Source organism: Thermoleptolyngbya sichuanensis A183 (assembly GCF_013177315.1).
Classification (GTDB): Bacteria; Cyanobacteriota; Cyanobacteriia; order Elainellales; family Elainellaceae; genus Thermoleptolyngbya; species Thermoleptolyngbya sichuanensis.
In genome coordinates this window covers 1,712,436-1,727,422 of sequence record NZ_CP053661.1, presented here as the reverse complement: position 1 = coordinate 1,727,422, position 14,987 = coordinate 1,712,436, and the positions used below count along the sequence as shown (strand labels likewise).

Sequence of the window (14,987 nt, the reverse complement as noted above, 5' to 3'; positions counted from 1 at the left end):
TTTCAGCGTCTCATGTCAGCTCACCTTTTCCCTCTGTTGACGAGGTCTCAACTCTTTCAACCACTTGTGTCAGGCAGTCAGGTCCATAGCTCCTGAGTTGGAGCCGGAGGGCTTGGTCAGAGGAGCTTTTGGGCCAGCGTCCCCTACGAGAAATCAGGGGTTTCCAGAGATGTGTCAGGCAGTCAGGACCAGAAGACATGAGCTTTTGATGCAATCGACCCAGTTTCAGCTTCAGAACTTCGATTTTTTGCTCCCATTCTTGCGGCAAGAGTTGTTCACCCTCCGGTGTAAGATCGGGGTCTTTTAGCCACGCTTGATACAGCGCTCGAATCAGTCCAATCGTGGTATTTGCAAGCAGCGTTTCGGGTTCTTCCTGGAGGTGCGATCGCCCTTTTTTCTCAGGACGATTTCTCTCAGGGCGATCGCCCACCAGCCGCAGCCCAAACAGGCTTAAAATCATCTGAAAATCGCCTGAAAATCGCCTGCCAAATTTCTCAACTCGTCTTTCCGGAGTCCACCTTTTTCTAAGAGTCGGATATTGGCAATCAGCGCTTCTAGCTTCGATTCCACAAGCTGAAGCTGATCATTCAGCGTCTTATAGACCAGAAGACGCAGCGGGAGCATCCCACTTTCGCGAAAACAGTGCGAAGGGTGAGAATGGGAGGGTAGCCCCAGGGATGACTCACCAGGACACCTGAAGACCAAAAGCGATTGGAAGCTTGTACAGCAGAGATCGCCGAGATTTTGTATCGCAATAGCAACCGAGAGGGGCTCGATAGTCTAGAAGGCATCGAGCAGACTGTACGACGGCAAATGCTAGAGGAGGTGAGCCCTCGAGTTGCCCTTTTTTTGTCAACCAGAAAGCCTACCCCGCCCGAGGCCGGGTTCGCCGATTGAAGAGTTTGGTAGGGGTCCTTGAGATTCGTCAAAGTCAGGCAGAACGGTTAAGCGTAAAGGCTTACAGCCGTCTCAGTGGTGGCCTAGAGAAAGCCAACCTACGCTTAAGTGCCAACGAATCGTTTCAAGATGCAGAGGATGACATCGTAGCCCTGACCGGGATGCGGGTCGGGCACTCGACCCAACAACGTCTGGTGGGGCGTCAGTCGTTCGAGTCTGCCGAGGCTAAACAAGGCGTCAGTGAGGTCAGCATTGATGGCGGCAAAGTCCGTCTGCGTGACCTGCTAGAGTCCGATAGCCCGTGGCGAGACTACAAAGCGGTGCGGGTGGAGGGGATTGATTACAACGCCTTCTTCCAAGACAATGACAGCTTGATTGATTATCTCAGCGCTCAACGCTTGCTCTCCCCACTGGTCTGTCTGGGCGATGGTCACGCTGGGGTGTGGAATCTGTTTGCTCAACTCACCACCGTTGAGACCCGTTGGGAAATCCTCGATTGGTACCATCTCAAAGAAAACCTCTACAAAGTCGGTGGGTCGCTCAAGCGCTTAGCAGCGGCGGAAATGCTGTTATGGCAAGGTCAAGTGGAAGCCGCCAGGGCCCTCTTTGCCGACTGTCGGCGCAAGCAAGCCCGCAATTTTGAAGCCTATCTGAGCACCCATCGCTCTCGCATCGTGAATTATGGGTTCTACCAGGCTGAGCAACTCTGTTCTATTGGATCAGGAGCCGTAGAATCGGCTGTCAAACAGATTGGGCGACGCCTCCAAATTTCGGGTGCTCGCTGGAATACGGCCTCCGTTAATGCCATGTTGAGTCTGCGCTGTGCCTACCTCAATGGACAGCTCGCCAGTTGACTGTTTCATCGAAAGTGGGATGCTCCTGACGCAGCCGACCTGCCTCTACCTTAGAAATCTCGCCATTTTCCGCCTGCTTCAGCCCCAAAAAGGAGTCCAGACACCGCAGTTTCTCATCTAAATCTCCTAGAATATCGGGATGCCCATTCACAATTTCCGACAGAATGTTGGTTGTCGCTACGGGGTCAGCATCGACCCGCACAGACACGTTCAGCGAGTAGGCATAGTGCGGCGTGGGGCGGCTCAAGTTAACAATATCTCGCTTTTCTAGCTCAGCATTAGGAATATACACTTCGCAGTAATTATCAATCACATAGAGATGCGTCACGCGCAGCCCTACTTTCTTGATCACAGCCGTGGGACCATCCGGCAAGCGCACCATGTCGCCAAACTGAAACGGCGTATCGATGAGCAGCACCAGTCCGCTAAAAAAGTTTGCCAAAATGTCTTTGAGCGCAAAGCCCAGGACAAATGTAATACCGCCAAAGGCAACCCAAAGCCCCGTTAAATCAATTCCCAAACTTTGCAGGAAAAAGAACGCCCCAAACACATAAATTAAGGGCGGAATGATGGTTTCTAAAATTGGAATGAGGACATCATCCCAGGCGGCTTCGGTTTTTTCGGCAAAGCCTTTCAGGTAGTAGACTGCTGCCTGAGTGAACAACTGCCCCACCAAAAAGGTGAAGGCGGCGACCAGCAGGGCCGCGCAGAATCTCCCCAGCCACAGCAGCGCCGTGCTGGGTGCCAAAAAATTCAGCGCCAGCCGCAGACTCCCAAAAATTAGAATGACTAGGGCCGGAATTCGTGCCAGGTTGAGAATGGCAATGCCCAGTTCAAAGTCGAGGCGGCGAAAAACCGACCGCAGCACGACAAACAACAGCCCGTAAAAAGCCGCAGCCAAGCCCGCCAGCAGGGCCAGCGTACCCAGGAAGGCGATCGCCTGTTCGGGCGTGGGCGGCACAAACGGTGGCAGGACTGGCGTAAGGCTGGGGACGGATAGCGCAGGCGCTTGGGCAAAAAGTGGGGCAGATAGCCAGGGCACGGCGCAAAACACAGGGGGCGATCGCAATAGAGTCTCTCAGACGGCTCGAAGGATTATTCCCCAGGGTACAGCGTTTTTGAAGCGCGTGAGCGATGCGGTTAGTCAAGAAACCCTGGTCGCTTCGGGGCAGCGCACCCCACCCCGCACACTCAGGTACCACCGTCGCAACTCAGGAGCGCACGAGTTTCCCCCTTGCCAGACCATCACGCAGCCGTCAGCATAGACTGCGACAAAATCGTTTGATAGAAACCCTGCAACTGTCGCGTTGCTGCGGCCCAGCCCCAGCGCTCGGCCTCCTGGCGGGCGTTTTGACGAAGCTGATCCCGCTCGGCGGCGTTGCTCAAGAGGCGCTGCGTGGCGGCGATCGCCCCCCGGTCATCCGCCGGATCAAACAGGTAGCCATTCACGCCATCGGTCACAATGTCGGGAATGCCGCCCGCATTCGCCGCAATCACCGGGCAGCCCGCCGCCATCGCCTCCAGCAGCACCAACCCCAGCGTCTCCGTCCGCGACGGGAAAATAAACGCATCCGCCGAAGCAAACGCCGATCCCAAGGTCTTGCCCGTCATGTAGCCCGCAAAAAACGTCGGCGTGCCTTCAAAGATTTTCTCCAGATCGGCGCGATAGGGCCCGTCGCCCACCAGCGCCAGCCGCGCATTGGGAATCGCCTCCAGCACAGGCTTAATGCGATCAATTTCCTTCTCTGCCGAGAGGCGACCCACGTAGAGCAGCAGCGGCGCGTCGGGATGTCCCTGAGTCAAGTGCGATCGCATGTCTGCACTGGCCAGCGACGGGTCAAATAGCTCCACATCCACGCCCTTCTGCCAGACATGAACCCGCTCCACGCCGTGGCTCTCCAGCGCCTCCTGCATTGCCGTCGAAGTCACCAGGTTAATCACCGCCTGATTGTGCATCAGCTTCAGGATTTCCCACAGCACCCCCTCCAGCATCCCCAGCCCATAATGCTCCAGATACTTTGGCAGGTGCGTATGATAGGAAGCCACCAGCGGAATCCCCAGCGACTTGGCATAATACAGCCCGCCCACGCCCAGCACCGCCGGATTCACAATATGGATCAGATCCGGCTTGAATAGCTCCAGTTCCCGCCGAATCGACGGGCGAGGCAGCGCCAGCTTTAGCTCCGGATACAGCGGCAGCGGAAACCCCGGAATCCCGTTGATCCGCGCCCCCTTATACTCCCTCAGCCCGCCCTCCGGCGAAAACACCAGCACCTGATCGCCCATCCGCTGGAGATGGTCCACTGTGTGGCTTAGGCGCGTCACAATGCCATCGACTTTGGGCAAAAACGTTTCGGTAAAGAGGGCAATACGCATAGGAAAGGGGATTAGGAAGGGGGATGTAGAGAGCAATAAAAAGTGCTGACTTGGAGAGGGTTCAGAAGCCAGAAACTAGGATTTACTGGGTTTACTGAGGATCTGACTCCTGACTCCTGACTCCTGATCCGGAAACCTACCCTTTCCACTTCACCTTCGGCAAAATCTCCTTCTCGTCAACACGGTGCTTATACTTCATGGCAAAGTTCAGCAACGAGTCGAGCAGCGAGTCAGACAGGTAGTGGGGCTGCAATCCCAAATCCAGCAGCTTGGTGTTCTTGGCGTTGAAGTAGTGTTCTTCCTTTTCAACGCGAGGATTTTCCAGGTGATCCACCTGCACCTTCAGCCCTAGCGCTTCGCCCGCCTTTTGCACCATGTTGGCTAAGTCGCCAACGCTAAATAGCTCGGTGAACTGGTTGAACACGCGGAACTCGCCGGGTTCTGCCGGGTTGTTGCAGGCGATCTCGATACAGCGCACAGTATCGCGAATGTCGAGCAGTCCGCGAGTTTGCCCGCCTTTGCCGTAGACCGTCAGCGGATGCCCAATGGCCGCCTGGATGCAGAAGCGGTTAAGCGCCGTGCCAAATACGCCGTCATAGTCGAGGCGGTTGATCAGCAGTTCGTCCATACCCGTTTCTTCGGTCAGCACGCCGTAGACGATGCCCTGGTTCAGGTCGGTGGCGCGTAGTCCCCAGATCTTGCAGGCAAAGTGGATGTTGTGCGAGTCATGCACTTTGCTGAGGTGATAGAAGGAACCGGGCTGCTTGGGATAGGGCAGCGTGTCTTTGCGGCCGTTGTGTTCGATAGTGATGTAGCCCTCTTCGATGTCGATATTGGGCGTGCCGTATTCGCCCATCGTGCCCAGCTTGACGAGGTGGGCATCGGGAAAATGCTCGCGCATCACGTAGAGCAGATTGAGCGTGCCCACGACGTTGTTCACCTGGGTCAACACGGCGTGTTCTCGGTCAATCATCGAAAAGGGAGCAGACCGCTGTTCGCCAAAGTGAACAATCGAGTCAGGCTGGAACTGGAGCATCGAATTTTTCAGAAATTCGTAATTGCACAGGTCGCCCACAAACAGGTCGATTGCTTTGCCTGTCAGGTCTTTCCAGCGCTTCAGCCGGGTTTGGATGGGCGCGATCGGGGTGAGGGTGTCGATGCAAAGCTCGTTGTCCCAATGCCGCCGAACGAGGCTGTCCAGAATAGCCACCTCATGTCCCCGATTCGAGAGGTGGAGCGCTGTTGCCCACCCACAATATCCATCGCCACCAATGACTAAAACTCTCATTGCTCAAATTCCGCTTGCCGATACTCCGGTAATTTACCAGTTTTGGGGGCACACTAAAACATTTAGCCGCATTTCAGTTTTCAGAAGCCGCTGTTTACATTCAATCTACTCATGGTTGAGATGAGCCTCCTTTTTTGTATCTCTCAATACCATTCATTACACTGGATCTATAGACCAGTGAATCGAGTGAATCACTCAGGAGGACTGAGGCGATGAGAAAGCTAAACGGCTCGTCTTGGACAACCCAGCGGTTTTTGCAGTTGAGTCAAGACCTTGGCCATGCCTTTGGGCCGGGTCTGGACTCCGCCACCCTGAATCGCCACAGCGATGCATGGACCCCAGAGAAACTGACTTACCTGAGCAAAAGCTTGTCTCGCGCTTTCTTGCTTTAGCAGCCTGTGAAAAAGCGCTGCTAGAGAAGCGATGGCGGGCTTTGTAAGAGCGAAAGCTGGTTGTCGGGCGGCGTGTAGCCCAGGTGTCGCCAGGCAGCGGGAGTAGCGACGCGGCCGCGGGGGGTGCGGTTGAGGTAGCCGATCTGCATCAGGTAGGGTTCGTAAACTTCTTCGATCGTCTGGGCATCTTCGCCTGTGGCAGCGGCCAGCGTTTCGAGTCCGACGGGGCCGCCGCCATAGTTTTCGATGATCACCGTCAGCATCCGGCGATCGGTCCAGTCCAGTCCGCAGGGGTCTACGTTGAAGAGTTCCAGCGCTTCGGCGGCGATCGCCCCATTCACGTCCGCGCCCCTGGCCTTCACCTCGACATAATCGCGCACCCGACGCAGCAGGCGATTGGCAATGCGGGGCGTGCCGCGCGATCGCCGAGCAATCTCCGCTGCGCCATCGGGCGTAATCGGCGTGTTGAGAATCTCCGCTGCCCGCAGAACGATTTGCTGAAGCTCATCTACTTCGTAAAATCGCAGCCGTTGCACCAGCCCAAAGCGATCGCGCAGCGGTGAGGTCAGCGCCCCCACTCGCGTCGTCGCGCCGACCAGCGTAAATTTTTGCAACGGCAGGCTGCGGGTGCGGGCGCTCTGTCCCTTGCCGATGGTGATGTCGATCCGGGCATCTTCCATCGCCGGATAGAGGATTTCTTCGGTGACGCGGGGCAGGCGGTGAATTTCGTCGATAAACAGAATGTCCCCCGGCTTCAGATTGACCAATAGCCCCACGATGTCTCGCGGCCGCTCTAGCGCGGGAGCAGTGGTAATTTTGCAGTCTACGCCCATTTCTGCCGCCAAAATCAGCGACATCGTGGTTTTGCCCAGCCCCGGCGGCCCGTAGAGCAGCAGGTGATCCAGCGACTCGTTTCGCGCCTTGGCGGCCTGGATGGCGATCGCCAGCACCTCTTTCAGATCCTTTTGCCCAATGTATTCTGCCAGTCGCTGGGGGCGAATCCGCTCCTCCGGCTTGCCTGTGTCTTCTGGCTGGCGATCGGGCGTGAGCAGCTTTTCGTCCGCAGCAGGTGATTTAGGCGATCGCCCTACCAAAGGCAGCCCATCCCGACCCGATTCAGAATCCTCAGGCTCCAGAGGGGGCTGTTTTGAGGAAATAATCGCCATTGCCCAACCTGCTCCTAACCTGTTTACAGCGGCTACAATCGTTTGATCCGATGCTTCTGCACTAGATACCTATGTACTAGATGCTTCTGTACTATGGTTAAACTTTAGTTGAACCTTGCGCGAGTCGTGCAAATTTTGCAAACCCTCAAGATTATCTCCGGCGGGCAGACAGGGGTCGATCGGGCGGCCTTGGATGGGGCGATCGCCCACGGGCTAGCCTACGGCGGCTGGTGTCCCCAGGGCGGCTGGGCAGAAGATTTTCCCACACCACCGGGACTGCGGGCCCACTACCCCCACCTGCAAGAAACCCCCAGCCCAGACCCCGCCCAGCGCACCGAATGGAACGTGCGAGACAGCACAGCAACGCTGATTTTGGTACGCAGCGAAGACTGGCAGCACTCCGCCGGAACCCAACTAACGCAGGCGATCGCCACCCACCTGAAAAAGCCCCTGCAAATCATCCAGTTAAACGAAGCGATCGCCCTCGCCGCACTCCGCGCATGGCTGCAAACCCTGCCCCAAAACGCCATCCTAAACATCGCCGGCCCTAGAGAAAGCGAATCCCCCGGCATCTACGCGATCGCCCACAAAGCCCTACTCCATACCTGGCGCACAAACCCAACAGAATAAAAAGCCCCCTTCCCCCTTCCCCCTTCCCTCTTCCTTTTCGTTTTTCGTTTTTCGTTTTTCGTTCTTCGTTCTTCGTTCTTCGTTCTTCCCCCCTCACTCCTCCACCCGATACCCCAACTCCGACAACCGACTGCGTGACTGTCGCCACTTGGGCTGCACTTTCACAAAAAGCTCCTTCGTTTTTCGTTTTTCGTTCTTCGTTCTTCCCCCCTCACTCCTCCACCCGATACCCCAACTCCGACAACCGACTGCGTGACTGTCGCCACTTGGGCTGCACTTTCACAAAAAGCTCCAGATACACCTTGCCCAGGATCAGCTTTTGGATTTGTTCGCGGGCCGCAGTGCCGATCGCCCGAATCATGCTGCCGTCCTTGCCAATCAGAATGCCTTTTTGCGAGTTGCGCTCGACGTGAATCGTGGCAAGAATGCGGGTGATGTCGGGGTCTTCGTCTACGCGGTCAATGGCGATTGCCACCGAATGGGGCACTTCATCGCGGGTCAGCGCCAGAACCTGCTCACGAATTAGCTCACCCATGATGAAGCGTTCGGGCTGATCGGTCACTAAATCCGGCGGATAGTAGTAGGGGCCGGGGTCGAGCCGCTGGATTAGCTGGGCTTGTAGCGCCTCCAATCCCTCGCCTGTCAGGGCGGAAAACTTGGCCAGTTCCCAGTTCTGAGATTCGGCGAGGGCGCGATAGCTGTCGTCAATGTCGGGGCGATCGCTCGGCTGTCGGTCTGCCTTGTTGATGCCCAGCAGCACGGGCGTTTCGGCGCGTTCCAGCAGCTCAGCAATAAAGCGATCGCCCCCGCCCAGTTCCGCCGAGGCATCCACCACAAACAGCACCAGATCGACCGAGCTAATGGCCATCCGCGCATTCTGCACCAGTACACGCCCTAGCTCATGATGCGGCTTGTGGATGCCGGGCGTGTCTACAAAAATGATTTGCGCGTCGGGCGTGGTGAGGATACCCCGCAGCCGATTGCGCGTGGTCTGGGCGACAGGCGAAGTAATGGCGATTTTCTGTCCCACCAACTGATTCATTAGGGTCGATTTGCCCACGTTGGGGCGGCCCACAATGCCCACAAAACCGGACCGGAAGCCGTCGGGCGCAGCCGGAATCAGGGACTCGATGCGACTATCGGGTAAGAAATCGTCGGATGAGGAGTCGTCAGACCGGTCGGACATTTCTCTCTCTGGGTGCAGTAAACAGGTTGCTCGTGGTCACCCCTGCATTATCTTGCACGATGGCGATCAAATCACTGCCCAGGAAGATTGCCGTATCTCGACCGGAGCCGCCGATCAGGTTGCGGCTATTGTCCAAACGGTAGCTGGCGGGGTTGCCCCGCACCTGGATTTTGTCGCCCTGCGCCTGCGAAAAATCGCCAATAATCGCGTAACCAGAACCCAGGTAAAACACCCCGTCTCGGCGCGTACCCAGCACGAAGGTATCGGCTCCTGCCCCGCCAAACAGGCGATCGCGCTCGGTACTCACGCCGCCATAGCCGATCAGCACGTCGTTGCCGTCTTCGCCAGAGAGCAAGTCATTGCCGCGATCGCCCCACAGCCGATCGTTGCCCTGCTGCCCGTATAGCTCGTCGTCGCCGTCGCCGCCCGATAGTTGGTCGTTGCCCGTGGCTCCAAACAGGCGATCGTTGCCGCCTCTGCCCAGCAGCGTATCATTGCCCGCCAGCCCCGACAGCACGTTGCCGCGCCCGTTGCCCTCGATCCGGTTATTCAGCCGATTGCCCGTGCCAAACTGGGCGCTGCCGTACAGCGTCAGGTTTTCAAACAGCAGCGACTTTAGCTCGTAATCGAGCGGAATAATGATGGTGTCGATGCCACCGCCTCTGGGCGGCTCGATAATTTTGAAACGGTAGCTGGTAACGAGGTAAGTATCATTGCCCCGCCCGCCATAAAGCTGGTCAAAGCCTGGCCCGGCCACCAGCAGGTCATTGCCATCACCCCCAAAGAGGCGGTCGTTGCCGCTGCCACCATACAGCTTATCGTCGCCTCCAAACCCTTCTAAAACGTCATTTCCTTCGTATCCAAAGAGTTCATTATCTTCTGCATTTCCCTGGATTAGATTGTTCTCGCTGTTGCCCTCACCGCGTCGGCCCGCAATCAGTTGCAGGTTCTCAACGTAATCCGTCAGGCGGTAATCCACATATGCAAAAACAATATCTGTGCCTTCGTTTGGCAGTTCAAAAATAATGTCACCATCGCGGATGATGTAGGTGTCGTTCCCCAATCCTCCAACGAGGGTGTCAAAGCCCGCGCCCCCGTCTATCAAGTCGTTTCCAGGTGTTCCGATGAGCAGGTCATCATCATCAGTGCCAAGGATAGGGATGATCATTTACGGGGTTCCAATAGCAATCTTCCCAAATCTATCAACCAAGTTTGGGCAAATGTGTTAGGAAACCGTAAATTCTCGGAGGATTCGTGTTTGTTTTGTCCTAATTTTTCCTTTTTCAATCGGGATGAAACTTTCAATCGGGATGAAACAGAGTGGAGCCGTCTTGCATTGCCCTCAGGATTACCCTCAGTATGGCCCTCAGCGCCTTGCTAAAAACCAAGCCTCCGTGGTGAAATTAAGCCTCCGTGGTGGTCTGCGCCCGCTGTTGCCCGTGCAGATGAGCTTCCAGGTTGCCGCCTGCCAGATAGATGGCGCGGATGTCTTCTGGTAGCGCAGTTTCCAGGCGTTCATACCCGGCTTGCAGTTGCGCCTTTACGCCCGCAGCAGTGATGTGTTCGCCTTCTGCCTGGAGGTAGGCGGCGATGCGCGGTTCGCTCCAGCGAAAGGTCTGCGCCATCACGATCATCAGCCGTTGTGACGGGGAAACCTGATCGAGCGATCGCTCGACATAGCATTGCAGCGGCGGCGGCGATGCCTCTAGAGAATAGTGAATGTCTTCGGCAGGGGGCAGTTCTGCCTGATTAATGCATAGAGCTGTGACGTTGATAATCCAGGATTGCAGTGTGATACCGGGGGTGCTGAGATCCAGCCCCAGCAGTTCGTGGAACAGGTGCCGCCAGGTGATGGAGAAGAGATAGTCGGCCTGCATGGGCGATCGCGCGGAGTGGCGAATCAGCGTATACACCAGCGGGCTATAGCGACAGTAAAGCGCAGTAAAGTATTGCCCAGCATCGGGATGCCGCTGGAGCAGCGTCAGCAACTCCTGATCGCTGTAGTGCGACAGAGACTTAATTAAAGGATGATTGGATTCCGGCAGAGAAGGCGTTTGCATAGGCGTTTCTTTTCGGCTTTCTGGAGGTTGTCTTTCAGGGCTTATTTAGTAGCTCCCAATCATAACCACTGCACCCCAGGATGGAAGCCCCTGACAACAAAAATCTAAGAAAAAACTTCAAAAATCTGGCGCAGTAATTTGGCTTCCCTATCACCACACCAGAAATTTGTCATAGCTTGTCATGGGCTACAGGGGACTTTGGCATGAACCTGTACCGTATACTAAACGCAGGTGTTAAGGATCATTACCTGAGCGCCGCCGATTTAATGACCAATCGCCCTTTAGTTGAGTCGCAGGATGTATGAGTTCGGGAATTGACCTGCAAGGCAGCTTTATTCAAGCGTTGATGGATTTGGGCTTGTCGCCCGGTGTCGCCAAGACCATCTGGATTCCCTTGCCAATGGTGCTGATTGTCGGCGCAGTGACGGTGCTGGCGCTCGTGGCTACTTGGCTAGAGCGGAAGGTGTCGGCGGCGGCCCAGCAGCGGATTGGCCCGGAATACGCCGGCCCGTTGGGGATGCTGATTCCAGCGGCAGACGTGGTAAAGCTGCTGTTCAAAGAAGACATTCTGCCCGCCAAAACTGACCCCTGGCTTTTTGCGATCGCCCCTCTGTTGGTCTTTATCCCGGTGTTCCTGTCCTATCTGATCGTGCCCTTCGGTCAAAACCTGCTGATCAGTGACTTGGGCATTGGTATTTTTCTGTGGATTGCGCTGTCGAGCATTGCCCCTATCGGGCTGCTGATGGCAGGCTATGCGTCCAACAACAAGTATTCGCTGATCGGCGGGCTGCGGGCTGCGGCGCAGTCAATCAGCTATGAGCTACCTCTGGCGCTGTCCGTGTTGGCGATCGCCATGATGTCCAACTCCCTTAGCACGGTAGATATCGTGCAGGGACAGTCCGATTACGGCATTCTCGGTTGGAACCTGTGGCGGCAGCCCGTGGGCTTCGTCATCTTCTGGATCGCGGCGCTGGCCGAGTGCGAACGGATGCCCTTCGACCTGCCAGAGGCCGAAGAAGAAATCGTCGCAGGCTATCAGACTGAATACAGCGCCGTAAAGTTCATGCTGTTCTACGCGGGATCCTACGCCAACCTGGTGCTGTCGGCGCTGCTGGCTTCGGTGCTGTATCTAGGCGGCTGGGAGTCTCCTGTATCGGTGAGTTGGTTGGCCAGTCTGATCGGGGTTAGCGAGTCTACGCCCTGGCTCCAAGTCATCACCGCCAGTCTCGGCATCGTCATGACGCTGTTCAAGGCCTACCTGTTTATCTTCCTGGCAATCCTTTTGCGCTGGACGGTGCCCCGCGTCCGCATCGACCAACTGCTTGACCTGGGCTGGAAGTTTCTGCTGCCCGTGTCCCTGGTTAACCTGCTGCTAACGGCCGGGCTAAAGCTGGTGTTTCCAGTGGCCTTCGGTGGCTAAGGTTCAACTCCAAAGACCATTCGTTCTTCAACCTCCCTCCCCCTCCTTCCTATGCTGAAATTTCTCAAGCAAGTCTCTGACTATACCAAGGAAGCAGTTCAAGCAGCCAAATACATCGGTCAGGGCTTGTCGGTCACCTTTGACCACATGCACCGTCGCCCGATTACGGTGCAGTATCCCTACGAGAAACTGATTCCTTCGGAGCGCTTCCGCGGTCGCATCCACTTCGAGTTTGACAAGTGCATCGCCTGCGAAGTCTGCGTTCGGGTGTGCCCCATCAACCTGCCCGTGGTGGACTGGGAATTTAACAAGGAAACCAAGAAGAAGAAGCTGAATCACTATAGCATCGACTTCGGCGTGTGCATCTTCTGCGGCAACTGCGTGGAATATTGCCCCACCAACTGCCTGTCGATGACCGAAGAATACGAGCTTGCGACCTATGATCGCCACGAGTTGAACTACGACAACGTAGCCCTGGGTCGCCTGCCCTACAAGGTGACGCAAGACCCAATGGTGACCCCGCTGCGGGAGTTGGGCTACCTGCCCAAGGGCGTGATGGAACCACACGACCTGCCTGCCGGGTCGCGCCGTGCTGGCAAGCTGCCCGAAGAAATTCTCGACGAGGCCCAGCCTGCGGAAGCTGCACCCGAAGCCTAACGGACAGGTTTATGGGCGCTTTCATTAGCGCTTCCGGGCAACCCACAGGCAACTCGCTCGATCCGTACTCTCGACCTTTCCTCTTCTCGTTCAGGAGACCGACTGTGAATCTGGCAGATGGCGTTCAACTGGTTTCTTTGATTGTGCTGGCGGCAATGATGCTGGCGGCGGCGCTGGGTGTGGTGCTGCTGGACAACATTGTGTACTCAGCCTTTTTGCTGGGTCTGGTGTTTATCAGCATTTCCGGGCTATACATTCTGCTGAATGCCGGGTTCGTGGCGGCGGCACAAATCTTGATTTACGTCGGTGCGGTGAACGTGCTGATCCTGTTTGGCATCATGCTCGTGAACAAGCGCCAGGATTTTGCCCCCGTGCAGAAGGCGTGGCTGGGGAAAGCGGCGACGGGTTCAGTGTGCGCCGGACTATTTGGGCTGCTGGCAACGATGATTGTGGCAACTCCCTGGGGGCTTTCGGACGCGCCGATTGCTGGAGATGAGGCGTTGGTGACCATCGGGCTGCATTTCTTCAGCGATTTCCTGCTGCCGTTTGAGCTAGCATCGGTGCTACTGCTGATGGCGCTGATCGGGGCGATCGTGATTGCCCGTCGCGAGTTCCTGCCCGAAGAGGCGACAACCGAAGACGGCCCCCGAACCTCGCTGACCCTCCCCGAACGCCCCCGTGAACTCACTGGAACCAGTTCTAGAGATTAGGTTCACCCCGTTTCCACTGGACATCCCGACTCTTGACCTCTGACCCCTGATCTCCGACCTATGCAGCTTCAGTATTTCCTCCTACTCGCCGCCGCTCTGTTTTGCATTGGCATCTATGGCCTGGTCACTAGCCGCAACGCCATCCGTGTGCTGATGTCGATTGAACTGCTGCTCAACTCCGTCAACCTCAACCTGATGGCGTTTTCCAACTCTCTTGATCCCAGCGCGGTCAAGGGGCAAGTGTTTACAGTATTTGTGATTGCGATCGCCGCTGCGGAGGCGGCTGTGGGTCTTGCCATCGTGCTGTCCATTTACCGAAATCGCGATACGGTGGATATGGAGCAATTTAATCTGCTGAAGTGGTAGCAGATTGAGACGGCGAGCGGGTGGAGCTAAAGCAAGTCATCATCATTCACAAGTCGGGAAATGCCCTTAGCCAAAAGTGGGCCGAGCGCTGTGCAAAGGAACTGGAGGCACGGGGCTGTCGCGTGTTGATGGGGCCGAGCGGCCCAAGGGACAATCCATATCCAGTATTTTTGGCTTCTGTTTCCCAGCCGATTGATCTGGCGCTGGTGCTGGGAGGCGACGGCACGGCTCTGGGTGCAGCACGGCATCTAGCAGACGAAGGCATTCCTATCCTGGCGGTGAACGTGGGGGGGCACCTGGGCTTTTTGACCGAGCCGCTGGATTTTTTGAGTGAAGATTCGCAGCAGGTGTGGGAGCGGCTGACGAGCGATCGCTTTGCGGTGCAGCGGCGGATGATGCTGCAAGCGACGACCTACGAAGGCAACCGCACCAACCTGGAGCCAATGAGCGATTGCTTCTTTGCGCTCAATGAAATGTGCGTCAAGCCTGCCTCAGCCGACCGCATGGTGACCTCAATCCTGGAAATGGAGATCGACGGCGAGGTGGTGGATCAGTACCAGGGTGACGGGCTGATTGTGGCTACACCGACGGGTTCCACCTGCTACACCCTAGCGGCGAACGGGCCAATTATTCACCCTGGCATGGAGGCGATCGCCGTCACGCCCATCTGCCCCCTTAGCCTCTCCAGTCGCTCCATTGTGCTGCCCGCTGGGTCAGTCGTCAGCATCTGGCCCCTATCTGACCCTGACATGACAACCAAACTCTGGATGGACGGCGTGCTGGCCACTTCCATCTGGCCGGGTCAGCGCGTCGATATTCGCATGGCAGAACGCCCTGCCCAGTTCATTATCCTGCAAGAAAATTATTCCTATTACCAAACCCTGCGTGAAAAGTTACAGTGGGCCGGAACACTCGTCCGCTACAGTAATAACCACCGAAATTAGAGGTTCTGCTGGGTCGAGTACCCGACTATTACAGGTTCAGG

17 protein-coding genes are annotated in these 14,987 nt (G+C 56.5%); 8 read left to right on the top strand and 9 right to left on the bottom strand.

Annotation, left to right across the window (positions count from 1 at the left end):
- Window positions 1–10: 10 nt before the first annotated feature.
- Both HPC62_RS07320 and HPC62_RS07315 read right to left on the bottom strand, forming a co-directional pair.
- Window positions 11–460, bottom strand: a complete 450-nt coding sequence (locus HPC62_RS07320; protein ID WP_172354440.1) for a hypothetical protein — start codon at window positions 458–460, stop codon at window positions 11–13.
- A complete protein-coding gene (locus tag HPC62_RS07315) occupies window positions 457–624 on the bottom strand; it encodes a hypothetical protein (protein WP_172354438.1) in 168 nt (55 codons plus the stop codon). The genes HPC62_RS07320 and HPC62_RS07315 overlap by 4 nt, the downstream gene beginning before the upstream one ends.
- Before the next feature lie 87 nt (window positions 625–711).
- Here HPC62_RS07315 and HPC62_RS07310 point away from each other — a divergent pair.
- A protein-coding gene (locus tag HPC62_RS07310; protein ID WP_172354436.1) for an ISKra4 family transposase occupies window positions 712–1,751 on the top strand; the annotation gives its coding sequence in 2 pieces (ribosomal slippage) (window positions 712–844 and window positions 844–1,751; 1,041 coding nt in all).
- On the opposite strand, the gene HPC62_RS07305 is transcribed toward HPC62_RS07310, so the two are convergent.
- From HPC62_RS07305 to HPC62_RS07295, 3 genes are all read right to left on the bottom strand, one after another.
- A complete protein-coding gene (locus HPC62_RS07305; RefSeq protein WP_172354434.1) occupies window positions 1,729–2,793 on the bottom strand; it encodes a mechanosensitive ion channel family protein in 1,065 nt (354 codons plus the stop codon). The genes HPC62_RS07310 and HPC62_RS07305 overlap by 23 nt on opposite strands.
- Window positions 2,794–2,996: 203 nt before the next feature.
- A complete protein-coding gene (locus HPC62_RS07300) occupies window positions 2,997–4,127 on the bottom strand; it encodes a glycosyltransferase family 4 protein (RefSeq protein WP_172354432.1) in 1,131 nt (376 codons plus the stop codon).
- A gap of 136 nt (window positions 4,128–4,263) precedes the next feature.
- A complete protein-coding gene (locus tag HPC62_RS07295) occupies window positions 4,264–5,415 on the bottom strand; it encodes an NAD-dependent epimerase/dehydratase family protein (RefSeq protein WP_172354430.1) in 1,152 nt (383 codons plus the stop codon).
- A gap of 212 nt (window positions 5,416–5,627) precedes the next feature.
- On the opposite strand from HPC62_RS07295, the gene HPC62_RS07290 reads away from it, so the two are divergent.
- Window positions 5,628–5,807 (top strand): hypothetical protein, encoded by a 180-nt coding sequence (locus HPC62_RS07290; RefSeq protein ID WP_172354428.1) that lies wholly within the window; start codon window positions 5,628–5,630, stop codon window positions 5,805–5,807.
- A gap of 20 nt (window positions 5,808–5,827) precedes the next feature.
- Here the strand turns inward: HPC62_RS07290 and ruvB are convergent, their stop codons facing one another.
- Complete coding sequence (gene ruvB / locus HPC62_RS07285) at window positions 5,828–6,973, bottom strand: Holliday junction branch migration DNA helicase RuvB (protein ID WP_172354426.1); 1,146 nt, start codon at window positions 6,971–6,973, stop codon at window positions 5,828–5,830.
- A 108-nt stretch (window positions 6,974–7,081) separates the two neighbouring features.
- On the opposite strand from ruvB, the gene HPC62_RS07280 reads away from it, so the two are divergent.
- Window positions 7,082–7,603, top strand: coding sequence for a putative molybdenum carrier protein (locus HPC62_RS07280; RefSeq protein WP_225910616.1), 522 nt, complete (start codon window positions 7,082–7,084; stop codon window positions 7,601–7,603).
- A 211-nt stretch (window positions 7,604–7,814) separates the two neighbouring features.
- On the opposite strand, the gene era is transcribed toward HPC62_RS07280, so the two are convergent.
- The 3 genes from era to HPC62_RS07265 all read right to left on the bottom strand — a co-directional run bounded on the left by era (window position 7,815) and on the right by HPC62_RS07265 (window position 10,849).
- Window positions 7,815–8,789, bottom strand: a complete 975-nt coding sequence (gene era / locus HPC62_RS07275; RefSeq protein ID WP_172354424.1) for a GTPase Era — start codon at window positions 8,787–8,789, stop codon at window positions 7,815–7,817.
- On the bottom strand, window positions 8,773–9,957 hold the full coding sequence (locus HPC62_RS07270; protein ID WP_172354422.1) for a calcium-binding protein: 1,185 nt from the start codon (window positions 9,955–9,957) through the stop codon (window positions 8,773–8,775). The genes era and HPC62_RS07270 overlap by 17 nt, the downstream gene beginning before the upstream one ends.
- A 235-nt stretch (window positions 9,958–10,192) precedes the next feature.
- Complete coding sequence (locus tag HPC62_RS07265; protein ID WP_172354420.1) at window positions 10,193–10,849, bottom strand: RNA polymerase sigma factor; 657 nt, start codon at window positions 10,847–10,849, stop codon at window positions 10,193–10,195.
- A 301-nt stretch (window positions 10,850–11,150) separates the two neighbouring features.
- Here HPC62_RS07265 and nuoH point away from each other — a divergent pair, with 301 nt between their 5' ends.
- From nuoH to HPC62_RS07240, 5 genes are all read left to right on the top strand, one after another.
- Entirely contained in the window at window positions 11,151–12,269 is a 1,119-nt protein-coding gene (gene nuoH / locus HPC62_RS07260) for an NADH-quinone oxidoreductase subunit NuoH (RefSeq protein ID WP_172354418.1), read from the top strand.
- A 51-nt stretch (window positions 12,270–12,320) separates the two neighbouring features.
- The gene (gene ndhI / locus HPC62_RS07255) at window positions 12,321–12,926 is read left to right on the top strand and encodes an NAD(P)H-quinone oxidoreductase subunit I (RefSeq protein WP_172354416.1); all 606 of its coding nucleotides are present in this window, start codon (window positions 12,321–12,323) and stop codon (window positions 12,924–12,926) included.
- Between the two features lie 104 nt (window positions 12,927–13,030).
- Window positions 13,031–13,636 carry an NADH-quinone oxidoreductase subunit J gene (locus HPC62_RS07250; protein ID WP_225906654.1) on the top strand — a complete coding sequence of 202 codons (606 nt, stop codon included), beginning with the start codon at window positions 13,031–13,033 and terminating at the stop codon, window positions 13,634–13,636.
- A gap of 60 nt (window positions 13,637–13,696) precedes the next feature.
- The gene (nuoK, locus tag HPC62_RS07245) at window positions 13,697–14,002 is read left to right on the top strand and encodes an NADH-quinone oxidoreductase subunit NuoK (RefSeq protein WP_068513455.1); all 306 of its coding nucleotides are present in this window, start codon (window positions 13,697–13,699) and stop codon (window positions 14,000–14,002) included.
- Between the two features lie 20 nt (window positions 14,003–14,022).
- Window positions 14,023–14,946, top strand: a complete 924-nt coding sequence (locus HPC62_RS07240) for an NAD(+) kinase (RefSeq protein WP_172354412.1) — start codon at window positions 14,023–14,025, stop codon at window positions 14,944–14,946.
- Window positions 14,947–14,987 lie beyond the last annotated feature (41 nt).

What these genes read in the sequence shown, in the direction of transcription:
- HPC62_RS07295 (WP_172354430.1), bottom strand. Translation starts at nt 5,415, where the DNA reads ATGAGAGTTTTAGTCATTGGTGGCGATGGATATTGTGGGTGGGCAACA.
- ruvB (WP_172354426.1), bottom strand. Translation starts at nt 6,973, where the DNA reads ATGGCGATTATTTCCTCAAAACAGCCCCCTCTGGAGCCTGAGGATTCT.
- nuoK (WP_068513455.1), top strand. Translation starts at nt 13,697, where the DNA reads ATGCAGCTTCAGTATTTCCTCCTACTCGCCGCCGCTCTGTTTTGCATT.
- HPC62_RS07265 (WP_172354420.1), bottom strand. Translation starts at nt 10,849, where the DNA reads ATGCAAACGCCTTCTCTGCCGGAATCCAATCATCCTTTAATTAAGTCT.
- HPC62_RS07290 (WP_172354428.1), top strand. Translation starts at nt 5,628, where the DNA reads ATGAGAAAGCTAAACGGCTCGTCTTGGACAACCCAGCGGTTTTTGCAG.
- HPC62_RS07270 (WP_172354422.1), bottom strand. Translation starts at nt 9,957, where the DNA reads ATGATCATCCCTATCCTTGGCACTGATGATGATGACCTGCTCATCGGA.
- ndhI (WP_172354416.1), top strand. Translation starts at nt 12,321, where the DNA reads ATGCTGAAATTTCTCAAGCAAGTCTCTGACTATACCAAGGAAGCAGTT.
- HPC62_RS07300 (WP_172354432.1), bottom strand. Translation starts at nt 4,127, where the DNA reads ATGCGTATTGCCCTCTTTACCGAAACGTTTTTGCCCAAAGTCGATGGC.
- HPC62_RS07320 (WP_172354440.1), bottom strand. Translation starts at nt 460, where the DNA reads ATGATTTTAAGCCTGTTTGGGCTGCGGCTGGTGGGCGATCGCCCTGAG.
- era (WP_172354424.1), bottom strand. Translation starts at nt 8,789, where the DNA reads ATGTCCGACCGGTCTGACGACTCCTCATCCGACGATTTCTTACCCGAT.
- HPC62_RS07315 (WP_172354438.1), bottom strand. Translation starts at nt 624, where the DNA reads ATGCTCCCGCTGCGTCTTCTGGTCTATAAGACGCTGAATGATCAGCTT.
- nuoH (WP_172354418.1), top strand. Translation starts at nt 11,151, where the DNA reads ATGAGTTCGGGAATTGACCTGCAAGGCAGCTTTATTCAAGCGTTGATG.